The sequence below is a fragment of the Telluria sp. PB2R4 genome (assembly GCF_059685695.1).
The window spans coordinates 186,646-204,514 of the sequence record NZ_JCASIC010000012.1; the positions used below are offsets into that span (position 1 = coordinate 186,646).

Annotated in this window: 14 protein-coding genes; 6 read left to right on the plus strand and 8 right to left on the minus strand. The window is 66.2% G+C overall.

Annotated elements, in window-relative coordinates; translation table 11 throughout:
* Positions 1-128 precede the first annotated feature (128 nt).
* The 6 genes from AC56LU_RS19160 to AC56LU_RS19185 form a co-directional block, all read right to left on the minus strand.
* A complete protein-coding gene (locus AC56LU_RS19160; RefSeq protein ID WP_497177202.1) occupies positions 129-1,526 on the minus strand; it encodes an FGGY-family carbohydrate kinase in 1,398 nt (465 codons plus the stop codon).
* Positions 1,527-1,540: 14 nt separating this feature from the next.
* On the minus strand, positions 1,541-2,593 hold the full coding sequence (locus tag AC56LU_RS19165; protein ID WP_497177203.1) for an ABC transporter permease: 1,053 nt from the start codon (positions 2,591-2,593) through the stop codon (positions 1,541-1,543).
* Positions 2,590-3,585: an ABC transporter permease gene (locus tag AC56LU_RS19170; protein ID WP_497177204.1), complete on the minus strand. Its 996-nt coding sequence runs from the start codon at positions 3,583-3,585 to the stop codon at positions 2,590-2,592. Before AC56LU_RS19170 ends, AC56LU_RS19165 begins: the two co-directional genes overlap by 4 nt.
* A gap of 2 nt (positions 3,586-3,587) precedes the next feature.
* Positions 3,588-5,153, minus strand: coding sequence for a sugar ABC transporter ATP-binding protein (locus AC56LU_RS19175; RefSeq protein ID WP_497177205.1), 1,566 nt, complete (start codon positions 5,151-5,153; stop codon positions 3,588-3,590).
* Positions 5,154-5,236: 83 nt separating this feature from the next.
* On the minus strand, positions 5,237-6,268 hold the full coding sequence (rhaS, locus tag AC56LU_RS19180; protein ID WP_497177206.1) for a rhamnose ABC transporter substrate-binding protein: 1,032 nt from the start codon (positions 6,266-6,268) through the stop codon (positions 5,237-5,239).
* On the minus strand, positions 6,265-7,125 hold the full coding sequence (locus AC56LU_RS19185) for a DeoR/GlpR family DNA-binding transcription regulator (protein ID WP_497177207.1): 861 nt from the start codon (positions 7,123-7,125) through the stop codon (positions 6,265-6,267). Before AC56LU_RS19185 ends, rhaS begins: the two co-directional genes overlap by 4 nt.
* A gap of 347 nt (positions 7,126-7,472) precedes the next feature.
* Between AC56LU_RS19185 and AC56LU_RS19190 the strand changes: the two genes are divergently transcribed.
* The 3 genes from AC56LU_RS19190 to AC56LU_RS19200 all read left to right on the plus strand — a co-directional run bounded on the left by AC56LU_RS19190 (position 7,473) and on the right by AC56LU_RS19200 (position 11,322).
* A complete protein-coding gene (locus AC56LU_RS19190) occupies positions 7,473-9,581 on the plus strand; it encodes a bifunctional rhamnulose-1-phosphate aldolase/short-chain dehydrogenase (protein ID WP_497177208.1) in 2,109 nt (702 codons plus the stop codon).
* A 61-nt stretch (positions 9,582-9,642) separates the two neighbouring features.
* On the plus strand, positions 9,643-10,938 hold the full coding sequence (rhaI, locus tag AC56LU_RS19195) for an L-rhamnose catabolism isomerase (RefSeq protein ID WP_497177209.1): 1,296 nt from the start codon (positions 9,643-9,645) through the stop codon (positions 10,936-10,938).
* A 90-nt stretch (positions 10,939-11,028) separates the two neighbouring features.
* Positions 11,029-11,322 carry an L-rhamnose mutarotase gene (locus AC56LU_RS19200; RefSeq protein WP_497177210.1) on the plus strand — a complete coding sequence of 98 codons (294 nt, stop codon included), beginning with the start codon at positions 11,029-11,031 and terminating at the stop codon, positions 11,320-11,322.
* A gap of 112 nt (positions 11,323-11,434) precedes the next feature.
* Here the strand turns inward: AC56LU_RS19200 and AC56LU_RS19205 are convergent, their stop codons facing one another.
* Together AC56LU_RS19205 and AC56LU_RS19210 are read right to left on the minus strand one after the other, a co-directional pair.
* Complete coding sequence (locus AC56LU_RS19205; RefSeq protein WP_497177211.1) at positions 11,435-12,367, minus strand: alpha/beta hydrolase; 933 nt, start codon at positions 12,365-12,367, stop codon at positions 11,435-11,437.
* Between the two features lie 23 nt (positions 12,368-12,390).
* Complete coding sequence (locus AC56LU_RS19210; protein WP_497177212.1) at positions 12,391-13,746, minus strand: TolB-like translocation protein; 1,356 nt, start codon at positions 13,744-13,746, stop codon at positions 12,391-12,393.
* Positions 13,747-13,899: 153 nt separating this feature from the next.
* On the opposite strand from AC56LU_RS19210, the gene AC56LU_RS19215 reads away from it, so the two are divergent.
* From AC56LU_RS19215 to AC56LU_RS19225, 3 genes are read left to right on the plus strand one after another with little or no spacing between them, the layout of a single operon-like run.
* Positions 13,900-15,573, plus strand: coding sequence for a rhamnogalacturonan acetylesterase (locus AC56LU_RS19215; protein ID WP_497177213.1), 1,674 nt, complete (start codon positions 13,900-13,902; stop codon positions 15,571-15,573).
* On the plus strand, positions 15,573-16,253 hold the full coding sequence (locus AC56LU_RS19220; protein WP_497177214.1) for a DUF6250 domain-containing protein: 681 nt from the start codon (positions 15,573-15,575) through the stop codon (positions 16,251-16,253). The genes AC56LU_RS19215 and AC56LU_RS19220 overlap by 1 nt, the downstream gene beginning before the upstream one ends.
* 14 nt (positions 16,254-16,267) lie before the next feature.
* Complete coding sequence (locus AC56LU_RS19225) at positions 16,268-17,695, plus strand: glycoside hydrolase family 88/105 protein (RefSeq protein ID WP_497177215.1); 1,428 nt, start codon at positions 16,268-16,270, stop codon at positions 17,693-17,695.
* Positions 17,696-17,869 lie beyond the last annotated feature (174 nt).

The window sequence follows — 17,869 nt, forward strand, 5'->3', positions numbered from 1 at the left end:
GCTTGGCGGCTTGCAAGGACGCGGCGCCGTCCATCACGAAACAATCTGGGTGCGGCGCATGGCAGAACAAAGGGAAATGATTCAGATTGGGCGGCATGACGCCGCCTTTTGAATCATTTCCCGCTGCCTCAACCGGCGGCCGCCACCGGGGCGCCGGCCTGTGCGAGCGCTGCGCGCCAGGCGGCGCGATAGGCTTCCAGTCCGGGCAGCGCACGTGGCGGCTTCAGGACGCTGGCGCCCGGCGGCGTCGCGTCACGGTAGCGCAGCAGCCAGCCGCCGCAGGTGGTGCCGCTGGCGTCGTCCGAATAGCTCAGCGCCTGCTGCGGACGCAGCCCCGCCAGCAACGGGCCAAACCAGGGGTTGGCGGTGAAGCTGCCTTCGACCGTGACCGGGCCGCGGGCGCCCAGCGCGTCGAGGCAGTAGTCGGTCATGAGCACGCAGTAGAGCGTGGCGAGTGCGAAGCGCTCACCCGCGTCGCGTGGGGCCGGACCGTCGATGCGCCCAAGCTGGCCGGCGAACGGCCCGCCGCTCTCGGCGAAGCAGGGGATCGCCATGCTGCCGCGCGCCACCATCTGTTCGAGCTGCAGGTACGAGCAGGTGGCTGGCTGGTCGCCTGCCAGCGCCGCGAATTCGCGCCCGCCCATGAAGCGCATGCAGGCCACCGGCTGGCCGAGAGCGTTGGTATTGGCCAGCATGTCGGCGTCCTCGCGCAGGCTGTCGAGGCTTGTTCCGAAGGCGGCGGCAATCACCCAGGTGCCGGTCGACAGCACGGTACGGGGCATGCCGGCCGCGTCGGCGCCAAGGTAGCGCACCAGCGAGGCATTGCTGTCGTGGATGCCGCACAGGACTTCGCAATCCGGCGGCAGCCCGGTGGCTTCCAGCACTTCCGGGCGCAGGGTGCCGAGCGGGCTTGCCGCCGGACGCAGGGGCGGCAGCTTGTCCTGCCAGCCCATGCGCGCCACCAGCGCCGAATAATCCTGGCGCACCGGATCCCACATGTCGGTGTGGCAGCCGAGCGAGGTCGCTTCTCCGGCGGCGACGCCGCACAGGCGCCAGGCCCAGTATTGCGGGTACATCAGGATGTGGCGGGCGCGCGCGAACTGTTCCGGGTGGCGCTGCTGCTGCCAGGCCAGCTGGCGGCCCAGGTTCAGGCCGGCCGGCAGCAGGGGCGAATAGGTTTGCGCGTAGGGGGGGCGCAGGGCCGCGTAGTCCAGGCCGGGCAGCGCCGCTTCGTAGTCGAGCACCGGCAGCACCAGGCCCGTGTCGTCGACCAGGGCGGCGGTGGCGCCGTGGGTGACCGGGACGATCGCCGATACGTGGGCACGCCGGGCAAACGCGCGGCAGGTCGCCAGCATCCAGGTCCAGATGCCGTCGGTGTCATGGTGCGCGTAGGGCGCGCCGTGGATGATGGCGTTCGGGCGCCGTTCCTCGAGGATGGTGCGCCCCGAGGCGTCGACCAGGGCCAGCTTGACGTTGGTCTTGCCGATGTCGAGGACGATCAGGGCGTCGCGCGTGACTGGGTGCATGGCGTCGCTTCCTGTCAGTGGCGGGTGGGCTTGCCGCGCAGGAGGCGCGACAGGGCGATGGTGCTCAGCAGCAGTACACCGACCACGATGGTCATGTAGATGCCGGGGACGTTGGCCAGGGCCAGGCCGTAGGTGACGGCGCCCATGGTCAGTACCGCCAGCATCACGCCGCCGATGGTGCCGGCGCCGCCGGCGATGCTCACGCCGCCCAGGATCACCATGGTGATGATCTCGAGTTCCCAGCCGGTGGCGATGTTCGGGCGGGTGCTGTCGATGCGGCCGGTCAGCAGGAAGGCTGCCAGGCCGGCCATTGCGCCGGTGAGCATGAACAAGCCCAGGCGGTAGCGGTCGACGGCGATGCCGGAGAAGCGGGCGGCGTCCGGGTTGTTGCCGATCGCGTAGATGCGGCGGCCCGTCGAGGTCCAGTGCAGCACCAGCGCGAACAGCAGGGCGAAGCCGAGCAGGATCACGAAGGCGCGCGGCACCATGCCGAAGAAGACGCCCTGGCCCCAGTCGGCCATCAGTTGCGGGTAGTTGGTGAAGGCCTTGTCGCCCAGCACCACGCTGCCCAGCCCGCGGTAGAGCGAGAAGGTGCCGATGGTGACGACGATCGAGGGCAGCATGAAGCGGGTCACCAGGAAGCCGTTCAGCCAGCCGCACACCAGGCCGGTGCCCAGCGCCACGAACAGCAGGCTCCCGGCCGGGAAACCGGCCTGGTGCGCCAGGCCCATCGCCACCGAGGACAGCGCCAGGGTGCCGGCCACCGAGATGTCGATCTCGCGGCAGATGATGAGCAGGGCCATCGGCAGCGCGATCAGCGCCTTTTCGCTGAAGTTGGCGGTGCCGTCCAGCAGGTTGTAGGGGTCAAGGAAGTGCGGCAGGGTCACGCCGCCCGCGACGAACACCGCCACAAGCAGCAGCGCCAGCAGGCTTTCCCAGCGCCCCAGCAGGTGGCGCAGGGCCGGCTTTTCGCGGTCCAGGATGGTGTAGCGCGACGTGGTCGCTACGTCTACTTCGGATTGGGCGTCGGTCTCGGCCACGGTTTGTGCAATGGTGGTCGCGTTCACGCTGCGCTCCTCAGGTTGTCAAGCTTGTGCAGCGGCAGGATCTGGCGGCTGCGGTTGCGGTTGCCGCGGGCATTCATCAGGACGGCGACCAGGATCACGGCGCCGGTCAGGGCGCTTTGCCAGAACGGCGACACCTGCAGCACCGGCAGCGCATTGCCGATCACCGACAGGAACAGCGCGCCCAGCATGGCGCCCAGTACCGAGCCGACGCCGCCGGCGATGCTCACGCCGCCGATCACGCAGGCGGCGATCACGGTGAGTTCGAAGCCGTAGGCGATCTCGGTGTAGGCGACCGCGTAGCGCGCCACCCACAGGTAGCCGCACAGGCCGGCGACCATGCCCGACAGGCCATAGGTCCAGCACAGGCGCTTCGCGGTCGGGATGCCGATATAGGCGGCGCAGTGCGGCGCATTGCCGATGGCGTACAGGTCGCGCCCAAAACGCGTGTAGCGGGCCACGAACACCATCACCAGCACGGTGGCCAGCGCGATCCACACCAGGTGCGGCAGGCCGAGCAGGCGCTCGAGCGGGAAGGCGACGAAGCCGGCCGGCATCTGGTGCGCCGAGACCCAGGCGCCGCCGGAGAGCACGAACACCAGGCCGCGGTAGACGCTCATGGTGCCGAGCGTGACGACGATCGGCGGCAGCTGCAGATAGCCGATGAGATAGCCGTTCAGCAGGCCGGCAAGCAGGCCGGTGAGGGTGGCCGCCAGCATGATGACGACCAGCGGCAGGCCGGGATTCGCGGCGGCCAGCATGGCCGCCACCATGCCCGCCAGGGCCAGCGTCGACGCAACCGAGAGGTCGATGCCGCGCGTGACGATTACCAGCATCTGGGTCAGGGCCAGCATCACCAGCAGGGTGCTGTCGGTGAGCAGGTTGGCGAGCGAGCCGAGGCTCAGGAACACCGGCGCGCGCATGCCGACCAGCAGCACCAGTGCGACCACCATCAGGGCGAGCAGCGGCTCGCGTTGTTTTATCAAGTTGTTCATATTCATGCTGCCACCTCGGTTGGAGCGTCCAGGTCGACGCCGGATGCCGCCGCCACCACGGTTTCGGGCGTGGCGTCCTGGCGCGCGAACTCGCGCACCACGCGGCCCTGGCGCATCACGACCACGCGGTCGGCCAGGCCCAGCACCTCCGGCAGTTCGGACGACACCAGGATCACGGACAGCCCGCGCTTGACCAGTTCGCTGATGAAGCGGTGCACCGCGGCCTTGGAGCCGATGTCGATGCCCTTGGTCGGTTCATCCAGGATGATCACTTTCGGATCGGTGGCCAGCCATTTGCCGAGCACGACCTTCTGCTGGTTGCCGCCCGAGAGTTCGGCGACGTGCTGCTGCAGGTGGTGGGCCTTGAGTTCAAGCTGTTCGGCGAAGCGGCGCGCGACGGCGCTTTCCGCGCGGGTGCGGGTGAAGAAGCCGAAGCGCGACAGGATCGGCAGGGTGATGTTGTGGGCGATCGGCTGGTTCAGGTGGGCGCCGTGCTGCTGGCGGTCTTCCGGCACATAGGCCAGGCCGGCGGCAATGGCTTCGCGCGGGGCGCCGAAGCGCGCATCCTTGCCTTCAAGGCGCACGCTGCCGCTTACATTGGTCGTGAGGCCGAACAAGGCCTGCATCACTTCCGAGCGGCCGGCGCCCACCAGGCCATAGAAGCCGAGGATCTCGCCTTTACGCAGGCTGAAGCTGACGTTCTGGAATTCGGTCGGGTGGCACAGGTCCTGTACTTCCAGCAGCGGCGCGCCGATCTCCACCTGCGCCTTGGGATAGGCCTGGTGCACCGCGCGGCCCACCATCAGGGCCACCAGTTCCGGCTCGCTGATGTCGGCAAGCCGGCCTTCGGCCACGAACTGGCCGTCGCGCAGCACGGTGTAGCAGTCGGCGACTTCGAAGATTTCGTCGAACTTGTGCGAGATGAAGATGACGGCGGTGCCGGCCGCCTTGAGCTGGTCGATGATGCGGTACAACTCGCGGATCTCGCGCTGCGACAGGGCGGCGGTCGGTTCGTCCATGATCACCACGCGCGCATCCTGCGACAGGGCGCGCGCGATCTCGACGAAGTGGCGCTGCGCCACCGACAGGTCGCGGACCCGGGCCCGCACCGGCAGCGCCACTTCCAGGCGCGCGAACAGTTTCTCGGCCTCGTGCTCGATGCTTTTCCAGTCGATGCGACCTGCCGCGCCGCGGGTCGGGTGGCGTCCGACATAAATGTTCTCGGCCACCGACAGGTCGTCGAACATGACGGTCTCCTGGTGCACCGCGGTGATTCCGGCCGCCATCGCCTGCTGCGGGCTGCCGAAGGCGACCGGGTTGCCGTCGAGGAGGATGGTGCCGGCGTCCGGGCGGTGGATGCCGGTCAGGGTCTTGACCAGGGTCGACTTGCCGGCGCCGTTCTCGCCGATCAGGGCCATGACTTCGCCCGGGCGGATGCTGAGGCGCACGCCATTGAGCGCATGGACGCCGTTGAAGCGCTTGGTGATGCCGCTCAGCGCGAGGACCGGTGCAGTGGATGCCGCGTTTGCGCCGGGTGCGGGAGGGCTTGTCAGTTTGGTCACTGGCATACGAGTGTCGCTAGAGGTGAAAGGCGCCGCGCGGCGAAGTATCGAACTACGTCACGCGCGGCGGTGGAACCGGGTCGAACGGGTCAGAAGATCTTTGCGAACTGCTCGACGTTCTCGGCGTTGTAGGTGAACGGCGGGCCCAGTGCGGCTTCGCCGTTGGCATCCAGGGTCACGCTGCCGAGGCGGCCGACCGAGACGCTGGCGCCATTTTCCGCCTTGGCCTTGCCGGTCACGAACTGGTGGGCGGCGAACGTGGCGGCGTAGCCGAGGTCGATCGGATTCCAGATCGCGAATTCGCGCACCGCGCCGCTCTTGACGTGGCCGGCCATCTCGGACGGCAGGCCCAGGCCGGTGACGAACACCTTGCCGACCAGGCCTTCATCCGCGACCGCCTTGCTGGCGGCGACGATGCCGACCGTGGTCGGGGCGATGATGGCTTTCAGGTTCGGGTGGCTGCGCAGCAGGCCGATGGCTTCGCGGTAGCTCTTGTCCGACTGGTCGTCGCCGTACACCGTGGCCACCAGCTTCAGGTCCTTGTATTCAGGCTTCTCCAGCGTCTTCTTCATGATGCCGATCCAGAGGTTCTGGTTGGTCGCCTGGGCCGAGGCCGACAGGATCGCCAGCTCGCCCTTGCCGTCCAGCTGCTTGGCAGCCATCTCGATCTGCTTCTCGCCGATCATCTGCGGGTTCGACGGATTGAGCTGCATCTGGCGCCCGCCGGCATCCAGGCCGCTGTCGAAGGAGATCACCTTGATCCCGCGCTGCATCGCCTTCTTGGTGATCGGCACCAGGGCGTTCGGGTCGTTGGCCGAGACCACGATGGCGTCGACCTTCTGGCTGATCAGGGAGTTGATGATCTCGATCTGGCCTTCCGCGCTGGGGGTGGTCGGGCCGGTGTAGATGATCTCGACGCCGCCGATCTGGCCGGCGGCTTCCTTGGCGCCGGTGTGGGCGGCGTCGAAGAAGCCGTTGCCGAGGCTTTTCACGACCATCGCGATCTTGGTCTGTTGCGGCGCGGCCGGATCGGCTGGGTTGGCCTTCTTTTCACCACAGCCCGCGAGGCCGGCGAGGATGCCGACGGCGGCCGCGGCGAGGAGGATTTTTTTGATTTTCAATGCGAAAGCTCCATCAGGTCGGCAGATTGCAAGTCGAATTGCGGGTTGTAGCGGTGTGCGTTGGCGGCGACAGGGTCGACGTCGGGTTCGACGGTGACCACCTTCACGCCGTACTGCTCGAGCAGCTGCACCGCCTTGTCGGAGGCGTTGGTGTCGGTGATCACGGTGGACACGCGGTCCAGGCCGCACAGGATCAGGCCGGCCTTGCGCGCGAACTTCGAGCTGTCCGCCAGCACCACCAGTTCCTCGGCCTGGCTGATCAGGCGCTTCTCGGCCTGGATCAGCAGCGGGTCCGCCTCCATCAGGCCGAGCAGCGACAGGCCGTACACGCTCATGAACATCTTGGTGGCGTAGTGGTGCTGGGTGATGTCGTTGTCGAACGGGGACAGGATGACGTTCTGCTCGCGGTAGACGCGGCCGCCCGGCACGATGATCTCGTTCTCGCTCGATACCAGCAGGCGCTCGGCCATCAGGAAGGAGTTGGTGAGGATCTTCAGGTGCTTTTCGGTCAGGAACTCGGCCATCATGAAGGTGGTCGTGCCGCCGTTGATGATGATCGTTTCGCCGTCGGTGCACATGCCGGCCGCATGGCGGGCGATGGCCCGCTTGCGCGCCGCATAGCACTGGATGTTGTTCTGGAAGGTTTCGCTGGTCAGCGAGAACTGGCGCGTCTTCGGCAGCAGGTTCTCGGCGCCGCCGCGGGTGCGGGTGAGCAGATTGCGGCCAGCCAGCCAGCTGATGTCGCGACGGACCGTCGCAGGGGATGCGTTGAGCCATTCGACAAGCTGCTGGACCGTTGCCGTGTGATGCTCGGCAAGCAGCTTCAGCAAACGCTTGCGGCGTTTGTGATTCACCATGTTGTCTCCTCCGAAAGCCGTCTGTTTTTTTGCGCGGCGTGGCACCCGTCGTTTCTTGAGAAATCGCGGTATGTTCGAAAAGTATTGATCAAGCACTGCCGTAACGTCAATCACCAAATGATCAATCACCTGATTATTTGGTTTGGTTGCAACGCACAAACGCGCAAATCGATCAACCGGGTGATTGATTGAGACTTGGTCAGCAAGTTGATCGTTTGCGCGTTGACACCCCTTGCCCGGCTGATTTCTACTGTCTCCCGGTGCCGCGAAACGTGGCGGCTGCAGGACATTGAAAGAGACGCATCGCCACTCGGACGATGACAAAACAATCAACTTGGAGAGTTTAGATGGGCGCAATGAGCGAAACGAAACAGCGTGAACCGATCACGTCGCGCTGGGACGACGGTGTGGCCGCGAATATGAGCGAGCCGGAACTGTTGCTGTACCGTTCGAACCTGCTGGGTTCGGACCTGCGCATCACCAATTTTGGCGGCGGCAATACTTCCGCCAAGGTCGACATGCTCGATCCACTGTCGGGCCAGCAAGTCGAAGTGCTGTGGGTGAAGGGCTCGGGCGGCGACCTGGGTTCGATCAAGCTGGATGGCTTCTCGACCCTGTACATGGACAAGCTGCACGCCCTGAAAGGGCGCTACCGCGGCCTCGAGCACGAGGACGAGATGGTCGCCTACCTGCCGCACTGCACCTTCAACCTGAACCCGCGCGCGGCCAGTATCGACACCCCGCTGCACGCCTACATCGCCCGCAAGCACGTCGACCACATGCACCCGGATTCGTGCATCGCCATCGCTGCCTGCAAGAACAGCAAGGAATTGACCGCGAAGATCTTCGAAGGTGAGCTGGGCTGGCTGCCATGGCAGCGTCCGGGCTACGACCTGGGCCTGAAGCTGGAAGCGGTCTCGCAAGAGAACCCGCAACTGAAGGGCATCATCCTGGAAGGCCACGGCCTGTTCACCTGGGGCGACACCTCCAAGTCGTGCTACGAAACCACGCTGGCGATCATCAAGCGCGCCGAAGACTGGCTCGCAGCGAATATCCAGCAGCCGGTGTTCGGCGGCCAGGCCAAGCAATCGCTGCCGGCCGAAGAACGCGCCGCCCTGGTGTCGCGCCTGATGCCTCTCCTGCGCGGCAAGATCAGCCAGGACGAATACAAGCTGGGCCACTTCGACGACAGCGACGCGGTGCTGGAATTCGTCAACTCGCAGGACCTGGCGCCGCTGGCGGCCCTCGGCACCTCGTGCCCGGACCACTTCCTGCGCACCAAGATCCGTCCGATGGTGCTGGACTTCGACCCGGCTGCGCCGGACTTCGACCGCCTGGTCGCCGGCCTGGACCAGGCAATCAGCGATTACCGCGCCGACTACACCGCCTACTACGAGCGCTGCAAGCGTTCCAACAGCCCGAAGGTCCGCGACGCCAACCCGATCATCTACCTGATCCCGGGCGTCGGCATGCTGTCCTTCGCAAAAGACAAGGCCACCGCACGTATCGCCGGCGAGTTCTACGTCAACGCGATCAACGTGATGCGCGGTGCGAACGGCGTCGACAGCTACGTCGGCCTGCCGGAACAGGAAGCCTTCGACATCGAGTACTGGCTGCTTGAAGAAGCCAAGCTGCAGCGCATGCCGAAGCCGAAGAGCCTGGCCGGCCGCATCGCCCTGGTGACCGGCGGCGCCGGCGGCATCGGGCAGGCGGTCGCCCGCCAGCTGCTGCAGGAAGGCGCCTGCGTCATGGTGACCGATATCGATAGCGAGGCACTGGCCGCCGCCCAGCAGGAGCTGGCCAAGGTCGCGGGCAAGGACAACGTGGCTGTCGTGCGCGGCAACATCACCAGCGAAGAAGAAGTCGCCCAGGTGCTGGCCGACACCGCACTGCGCTTCGGCGGCGTCGACCTGCTGGTGTCGAACGCCGGTATCGCTTCGGCGGCGCCGCTGGACGAGACCACGCTCGAGATCTGGAAGCGCAACCAGGACATCCTGGTCACCGGCTACTTCCTGGTCAGCCGCAGCGTGTTCACGATGATGAAGCAGCAGAAGCTGGGCGGCAGCATGGTCTTCGTGGGCAGCAAGAACGGCCTGGTGGCGTCAAGCGGCGCTTCGGCCTACTGCACCGCCAAGGCCGCCGAACTGCACCTGGCACGCTGCGTCGCGCTGGAAGGCGCCGAGCACGGCATCCGCGTCAACGTCGTCAATCCGGACGCGGTCATCAAGGGCTCGAAAATCTGGGACGGCAAGTGGAAGGAAGAGCGCGCCGCATCGAACAAGATCGGCACCGACGACATCGAAGAGTTCTACCGCAAGCGCTCCATGCTGAAACTGAGCGTGCTGCCGGAAGACATCGCCGAAGCCGTCTACTTCTTCGCCAGCGACAAGTCGGGCAAGAGCACCGGCAACATCCTGAACGTCGACGCCGGTAACGCTGGCGCATTCACCCGCTAAAATAGAAGGCTGCGGAGCAAGGGGCCAAGCCCTTGCCACCGCAGCGCTGAAGGAGACATACATGAAAAGCCTGATCGACGCGGGCCTGGTCCAGGACCAGAACGCCAAACTGGAAGCCGGCCTGCAGGCCGACTATGACGCGCTGGGCGGGGTGCTGGCGCGCCGCGGCCTGGACATCGACAAACTGACCGCAGTGGCCCAGACCTTCGAAGTGGCGGTCCCGAGCTGGGGCGCCGGCACCGGCGGCACGCGGTTCGCGCGTTTCCCGGGCCGTGGCGAGCCGCGCAACGTGGTCGAGAAACTGGAAGACTGCGGCGTGATCAACCAGCTGACCCGCGCCACCCCGGCCGTGTCGCTCCACTTCCCGTGGGACAAGCCAAGCGACGCCGGCGAACTGCGCGGCATCGCCTCGGAGTTCGGCCTCGGCTTCGACGCCGTCAATTCGAACACCTTCCAGGACCAGGTTGGCCAGGAACACACGTACAAATACGGCAGCCTGACCTCCATGAACGCCCAGGCACGCGCCCAGGCAGTGGCCCACAACATCGAGTGCATCGAGCTGGGCCAGGCGCTCGGATCGAAGGCCCTGACCGTGTGGGTCGGCGACGGCGCCAACTTCCCGGGCCAGAGCAACCTGCGCGGCGCGCTGGAACGCTACCTCGAAAGCATGCGCCAGATCTACGCGGCCTTACCTAGCGACTGGAACGTCTTCATCGAGCACAAGCTGTTCGAGCCGGCCTTCTATGCCACCACCATCGCCGACTGGGGCACCAGCTTCGCCTGCGCCACCACCCTCGGGCCGAAGGCCAAGTGCCTGGTCGACCTCGGCCACCACGCACCGAACACCAACATCGAGATGATCGTGGCGCGCCTGGCGCAGTTCGGCAAGCTCGGCGGCTTCCACTTCAACGACAGCAAGTACGGCGACGACGACCTGGATTCGGGCTCGATCAATCCGTTCCAGCTGTTCCTGGTCTTCAACGAGCTGGCCGACGCCGCCCTGCGCGAAGGCCCGGCCTTCAAGCCGGCCTACATGCTGGACCAGTCGCACAACGTGACCGATCCGATCGAAAGCCTGATGAGCAGCGCGGTGGAAGTGCAGCGCTCCTTCGTGCAGTCGGCCCTGGTCGACCGCAGCGAACTGGCTTCGCTGCAGGAGCAGAACGACGTGCTGCAGGCGGCCCAGTGCCTCAAGCGCGCCTTCCGCACCGACGTCAGCCCGATCCTGGCCATGGCGCGCGTGCGCCAGGGTGGCGCCGCCGATCCGGTCGCGGCCTACCGCGCCAGCGGCTACCGCGACCGTGTCGCCAGCGCGCGTCCGGCCAAGGCCGGCGCCAGCAGCAGCGGCATCGTCTGATCGTGTTGTGACTATGGCGCCCCGGGTTGATACCTGGGGCGCTTTTTTTATGGGGCAGGACAAGACATGGGCAATACACGTGCGTTTCGCATGAAACTCAAGCCAGGCAATGAAGCCGAGTACCGCCGCCGGCATGACGAGATCTGGCCGGAACTCTCAAGCCTGCTGGCCGGCGCTGGCATCCACGATTATTCGATCTTCCTGGACGAGGCGACGCTGGACCTGTTCGCCGTCATGAAACTGCACCCGGGGCACCAGCTCGGGCCGTTGCCGGAGCATCCGGTGATGCGCAAGTGGTGGGACTATATGGCCGACCTGATGGAAGTCGAGCCGGGGAACCGGCCGAAGGAATGGCCGTTGACGCAAGTGTTCCATATGGCGTAGGGTGGACGGCTTCGCCGTCCGCGCGTTCAAACATGGCTGATGCTGCTCGCGCGGCTATTCCATTGCTGCTTGAACGCGCGGGCGGGAGACCCGCCCACCCTACGATCAACGGCTATCTCGCCTTATCGAGCAAGCCGCGCATCTTCAGCCACTCCTCCGCCCGGCGCGGCCAGCTTGATGCCGTACCCAGGCCATCCCGCATCCCCATCCCGTGCGAACCCTGCTCGAACAGGTACATCTCCGCCGGCACCTTATGACGCGTCAGCGCCTGGTAGAACAGGATGCTGTTCTCGACCGGCACCGCCTGGTCGGCTTGCGTATGGATCAGCAAGGTCGGCGGCGTTTGCGCCGTCACCTGGCGCTCGGGCGACATCAGCGACACATCCGCCGCCGTGGGCGAGCCGCCCAGCAGGGCCTTGCGCGAACCGGCGTGGACGGCCGGGCCTTCCATCGCGATCACCGGGTACATCAGCATCAGGAAGTCGGGCCGGGCGCTCACCGCATCCAGCGCCGCGCCGGTGCGTCCGAGCGGATGATCGAACAAGGTCCCGGCCGTGGCGGCAAGATGGCCACCGGCCGAACTGCCCATCACGCCGATACGCTCCGGCCGCACCCCGAAGCGCGCCGCCTGCGAGCGCACCAGCCGCACCGCGCGCAGCACGTCGCGCAAGGGGGCAGGGTGGCCGAACTCCTGCTGGCGGTAGGTCAGCACGAAGCTGGTGATGCCCAGGGTACCGAGCCAGTGTGCGTATTGCTCGCCCTCGCGCCGGGTCGACTGGCGCACATAGCCGCCGCCCGGGCAGATGATGACCGCGCTGCCGTTGGGACGGTCGACCGCCGCCGGGTACACGGTGAGCGTGGGTTCGGTGATGTTGGTCGTGCGGCCATCGTCGTCGACGCGGTTCGGTCCGAGCGCGGGCCTGGCATCCGGCACGCCCTCCGGCCACAAGGGAATCACGGCGGGGCCGGCGCCGAACGCAGGCGGGATGGCCGCTGCCAGCAGGCTGGCGCCCATTGCCTTCATCAGCTGTCTCCTGTCGATCATGTCCATCCCCCGATGATAGCGCGTCACTGCTTTGCCGGGCGCTTCAGCCAGGCATCCGGCACCGGCACCACGACGATGTTCATGCTGCGGCCGTCCTCCGCCAGCATGGCCGACTGGATCTGGATCTTGGTGCCGTCGGCATTGAAGGTCGGGTGCGGGTGGTCGGCGGCGGTGGTCTTGTGGCCGGTGGTGAGCATCATCATCTCGCGCGTCTTGCGGTCGATCAGGTAGACGCTGCGGCTGAAATCGTCGCCCACGGCGAAGCGCCCGTCGCTGGAACCGTGCACGTGCCACAGGCCGCTGCCCGACTCGGTCTGGCCGACGATCTGCATCTGGCGGGTGCGCAGGTTGACGATCGCCAGGCCGGTCGGCTTCTCGCGGGTGCCGGTCTGGCCCCAGCCGTCGTCCTGGCCCGGGTTGGCGCCGCCGACATCGGTGGCCGCCCCATCGACAGCCTTGGCCGCGCCCGGAATCGTGCGGTGGCCCATGATCGCCATCGCCACCTCGTCCTTCGAGATCACCGCTTCGTGGGTCACCCATTCATACGGCGCTTCCGGGTACAGTGGGCGCAGGCCGCTGCCGTCGGCCTTGACGGTCCAGGTGCGCTGCGGCGACTTGCCGCCGGTCTCCCAGCAGAATACGATCTCGCCCGGGTTGAACAGGTTGGCCTGGATGTGGCCGACCTGGAAAGGCACCGACACCACGTGCTTCACCTCTCCGGTTTTCACGTTCAGGCGCGCGATGCCTTGCGGTCCGGCGCCCATCTTGCGCGGGCCGAAGGCCGGCTCGATCTTGGTGCCGGGCGCCAGGTGCTTGGCGGCCTGGCCCGGGCCGACCTTGAAGTAGACCCATTCTTCGTCCGCGTCCAGGGCCAGGTCGCCGCCGGCTTCCAGTTCCGGGGGCAGGTTGGCGGCGATGCGCTGGTAGCTGCCTGCCGGTTGCATGCGGCCGGCCGCGCTGTCGGCGAAGACGCGCGCCAGGTCGGTCTCGACGATCTGCAGGATCTTGTCGTTGTCGGGCGCCTTGCGCATGTAGTACAGCTTCATCGACTTCTGGGCGAGATTGAGCATGCCGGTGTAGCCGCCTTCGGTGACCTGCACCAGGTCGCCGGTCGCTTCGTTCACCGCCACGGCTTCGCTGCCGGCCAGGCGCGAGCGGAAGACCAGCCACTTGCCGTCCGAGGTCCACTGCGGGTGGGTCGGATAGATCTTGGAGTCGCCGTGCGGTTTGCTGGTCAGGAAGGTGAGCATGGTGCCGGTAACCGGATCCTTGACGACTTTGCGCTCGGACGGGAAGCGCTTGCCGATCTGGGCGGATGCATCATTGCAGAGCAGCAGGGCCGAGGACAGGCACAGCGCGGTGATGAAGGGGGATCGCATGGTGTGTCTCCATATTGTGATGTTGTCCGCTCATTCTCCCAGCAAGGTTTGCTCAGATATGATCATTCTGTTGATTCTTTCTGCGTCTTTACTGCCGGCTCAAGCGGTGGCGCATAGAATCAAGGGAAAGCTATAACACATGGAGACCCGTCGATGTCCTTCCTCAGCACCTTGATCCGTGCCGGCGCGATGCTATTGCCGACCCTCGGTTCGGCCTGCACGCATACCCCGCAGACCGTGGCGGCGGCAGTCAATACGGATCCCGCGCGCGCCCAGGTGGTGCTGCCCGTACCGGCCAATCCGACGCTGCCTTCGATCATCCTGATCGGCGACTCCACCGTTCGCAACGGCCACGACGACGGCCAGGGCAAGGGCGCGGAAGGGCAGTGGGGATGGGGTAACCCGCTGGCTTCGTATTTCGACCCGGCCAGGGTCAACGTGGTGAACCGCGCGGTCGGCGGCCTGTCCAGCCGCACCTATGTCAGCTCCGGACACTGGGAACGCACGCTGGCCCTGGTGAAAGCCGGCGACATCGTGCTGATGCAGTTCGGGCACAACGACGCGGGCCCGGTCAACGACGACAAGCGCGCCCGCGGCACCATCCGCGGCGTCGGCGACGAAGCCCAGGACATCGACAACATCCTGACCGGCAAGCGCGAGACCGTGCACAGCTACGGCTGGTACCTGCGCAAGTTCATTGCCGAGACTCGCGCCAAAGGCGCAACGCCGGTTGTGGTGTCGCTCATTCCGCGCAAGGCCTGGAACGAGCAAGGTCCGGATGCGGGCAAAATCCGCCGCAACAAGGGCGACTACGCCGGCTGGGCCGAGCAGGTTGCGCGCCAGGAAAAGACCGGCTTCATCGACCTGAACGAACTGGCGGCGCGCCGCTATGACGAGATGGGCCGCGAAGGCGTGATGAAGATGTTCCCGGTAACGGTACCGGATGAGCGCATCCATACCAACTGGGCCGGCGCTGCGCTCAACGCGCAAATCGTGGTGGCGGGCCTCAAGACCCTGGGCGACCCGCGCATGGCCTCGTTCCTCAAGCCGGCCGAGGATGTCCGCCCGGTGGTGGATGCGCGCACCGTGCGCGAAGAAGCGCCGCGCGACGCCAGCCTGCCGACCCTGTTCCTGGTGGGCGACTCGACCGTGAAAAGCGGCGGCCAGAACGGCGCCATCGGCTGGGGCGAGCGCATCACGCCATATTTCGACGCCCGCAGGATCAATGTGGTCAATGCCGCCATCGGCGGGCGCAGCAGCCGCACCTTCTTCACCGAAGGCCGCTGGGAGCGCGTGCTCGGCCAGATGAAGCGCGGCGACTTCGTCGTGATCCAGTTCGGCCACAATGACGGCGGCCGCATCGGCGACCCGGCCAACAAGAATCGTGCCTCGGCGCCGGGCATCGGTCCGGAGACGGTCGAGGACACCCGTCCGAACGGCAGCAAGGAACAGGTGCACAGCTTCGGCTGGTACACCGCGAAGTATGTGGCGGATGCGAAAGCGAAGGGCGCAACGGTGGTCATCGCCTCGCCGATCCCGCACCGCGACAAGTGGCAGCAGGAGCGCGACTTCGCCAATTTCGCCGAGTGGGGCAGGCAGGTTGCAGAGAACGGCGGCGTCCACTTCATGGACCTGACCATGCTGGTCACCGAGGGCTACCGTACGATCGGCGCCCAGCAGGTCGATACCTTCTTCTCCGACGCGCGCACCCATACCAATGCCCTTGGGGCCGAATTCAACGCGCAGCGCGTGGTGGCGGGCCTCAAACGCCTGCCGGGCAATCCGCTGCGCACCTATTTCTCCGACAAGGCCGCGGGTATCCAGTGATGAAGGCATTGTTCGCGACCATGCTGCTGCTTGCAGGCGGCGCGCAGGCGGCTTGCGAGAACTGGGGCACCCAGGGGACCTTGCTGCACCAGGACAGTTTCGACGGACCGCTGAAGGGCTATGTCAGCGAATATGCGCGCAAGCCGGGCAACTTCATCGGCACCCGCGACGGCCGGCTGGTGATCGACGTCGATTCCGGCGCCACCGTCTGGCTCGACAGGGAGCTGTCGGGCGACATCCTGATCGCCTACACCCGCCGCGTGGTGATGGAGGGTGGCCCGAACGACCGCCTGTCCGACCTCAACCACTTCTGGATGGCGCGCGACCCGGCCCGCGACAACTTGTTCACCCGCTCCGGCAAGTTCGAGGACTACGACGACCTCGACATGTACTATGCCGGCATGGGCGGCAACACCAACACCAGCACCCGCCTGCGCCGCTACGGCGGCGGCCAGCGCGCGCTGGTCGGCGAGCGCCTCGACCCGGCCTGGATGCTGCAACCGAACCGCGACTACCGGGTCGAGATCGCGGTCTACCAGGGCTGCACGCGCATGCGCGTCGACGGCCGCGAGGTCTTTTCCTATCGCGACCCGCAACCCTTCACCCGGGGATACACCGGATTCCGTACCACATGGTCGCGCCAGACCATCGATAACCTGATAATTCACCAGCTGAAATGAAGGAGACACCCAAGATGACCACCCCCATGCCGCGCCGTGCACTGATCGGCCTGCTCGTTGCGAGCCTGTTCCCGGCCCTGATTGGCAGCAGCGCCATGGCGCAGGAAGCGCCGCCCGCCCAGGAAAAGGGCCCGGCCGCGGCCGATGCGATGCTGCACGCACTGGACGTGAAGTACCCGACCCGCTACCAGCCGATGGCGGCGAACGAGGTCAAGGCGGTGCTCGACCGCGTGTTCGCCTACCTGGACCGCACCACGCCGGCCGAAGTGATCCACAAGGGCGACAATTCGCCCATCACCGACTTGACGAAGGCCGAGCCGGACGCGGTACTCAAGCCGGGCGACTTCCGCCTGACCAGCTATGAATGGGGCGTCACCTACCAGGGCATGCTGGCAGCAGGCCAGGCCACCGGCGACCAGCGCTACACCGACTATACCCAGAAGCGCCACGCGCTGCTGTCGCAGCTGACCAAGACCTACCTGCCGGTGGTGCAGGCAGACCGCGCGAGCTCGCTGGCCCCGATCAAGAGCTTCCTGAATCCGCATGCGCTGGACGACGCCGGCGCCCTGTGCCACAGCTTCCTGAAGGCGCAAGTGGCCGGCTCGAAGGTCGATTACAGCCAGATGGTCGGCATCTGCGGCGACTTCGTCACCAAGCACGAGTACCGCCTGAAGGACGGCACGCTGGCGCGTGGCGGCCCGGACGGCAAGGGCGGCCGCAAGATGCGCCCGCTGCCCGACACCCTGTGGCTGGACGACATGTTCATGGGCGTGCCGACCATGGCCTACCTGGGCAAGGTCACGGGTAACCGCAAGCACTACGACGACGCGGTGAACCAGGTGCTGCAGTTCTCGAAGCGCATGTTCAACCCGAAGCTGGGCATCTACATGCACGGCTACGTCGTAGGCATGAAGGACCATCCGGAACTGCGTTGGGCCCGCGCCAACGGCTGGGCGGTGATGGCGATGGTCGAAGTGCTGGAAGTGCTGCCGAAGGACCACAAAGGCTACAATGCCGTGCTCGCGCAACTGCGCGCCCACATCAAGGGCCTGGCCGGTTACCAGACCAAGGACGGCTTCTGGCACCAGCTGATCGACCGCAACGACACCTACCAGGAGACCTCGGCCACCGCGATCTACACCTACGCGATCGCACGCGCCGTCAACCGCGGCTACGTCGATCCGCAGATGTACGGCCCGATGGCCAACCTGGCCTGGAATGCGGTGGCCAGCAAGGTGACGGCCAATGGCCAGATCGAAGGCATCTGCGTCGGCACCGGCATGGCCTTCGATCCGGCCTTCTACGCCTATCGCCCGACCAGCGTGAAGGCGGCGCACGGCTACGGCCCGACGCTGCTGGCCGGGGCCGAGATCATCGAGATGAACAAGAAGTACAAGTATGGGTTGAATGACAGCGGGCTGATGTTCCAGGGGACCCGCTGATCGCATCGGGGCGGCCGGATTGATTCGGCCGCCAACATCGATGTAGGGTGGGCGGGTTTGTATGGCACAGGGACATGGGTTACACATGTCTAGGGACATAGGTTACACATGCCAAGCCATTCTACCGCTTCATCCGAAGGTCGATCTCACCTAGTCGTCGACTGCAGAACACCA

Excerpts from the sequence above, each read along its gene's own strand:
- AC56LU_RS19160 (WP_497177202.1), bottom strand. The coding sequence starts at position 1,526 with ATGCACCCAGTCACGCGCGACGCCCTGATCGTCCTCGACATCGGCAAG.
- AC56LU_RS19170 (WP_497177204.1), bottom strand. The coding sequence starts at position 3,585 with ATGAACAACTTGATAAAACAACGCGAGCCGCTGCTCGCCCTGATGGTG.
- AC56LU_RS19175 (WP_497177205.1), bottom strand. The coding sequence starts at position 5,153 with ATGCCAGTGACCAAACTGACAAGCCCTCCCGCACCCGGCGCAAACGCG.
- AC56LU_RS19185 (WP_497177207.1), bottom strand. The coding sequence starts at position 7,125 with ATGGTGAATCACAAACGCCGCAAGCGTTTGCTGAAGCTGCTTGCCGAG.
- AC56LU_RS19190 (WP_497177208.1), top strand. The coding sequence starts at position 7,473 with ATGGGCGCAATGAGCGAAACGAAACAGCGTGAACCGATCACGTCGCGC.
- rhaI (WP_497177209.1), top strand. The coding sequence starts at position 9,643 with ATGAAAAGCCTGATCGACGCGGGCCTGGTCCAGGACCAGAACGCCAAA.
- AC56LU_RS19200 (WP_497177210.1), top strand. The coding sequence starts at position 11,029 with ATGAAACTCAAGCCAGGCAATGAAGCCGAGTACCGCCGCCGGCATGAC.
- AC56LU_RS19205 (WP_497177211.1), bottom strand. The coding sequence starts at position 12,367 with ATGATCGACAGGAGACAGCTGATGAAGGCAATGGGCGCCAGCCTGCTG.
- AC56LU_RS19210 (WP_497177212.1), bottom strand. The coding sequence starts at position 13,746 with ATGCGATCCCCCTTCATCACCGCGCTGTGCCTGTCCTCGGCCCTGCTG.
- AC56LU_RS19215 (WP_497177213.1), top strand. The coding sequence starts at position 13,900 with ATGTCCTTCCTCAGCACCTTGATCCGTGCCGGCGCGATGCTATTGCCG.
- AC56LU_RS19220 (WP_497177214.1), top strand. The coding sequence starts at position 15,573 with ATGAAGGCATTGTTCGCGACCATGCTGCTGCTTGCAGGCGGCGCGCAG.
- AC56LU_RS19225 (WP_497177215.1), top strand. The coding sequence starts at position 16,268 with ATGACCACCCCCATGCCGCGCCGTGCACTGATCGGCCTGCTCGTTGCG.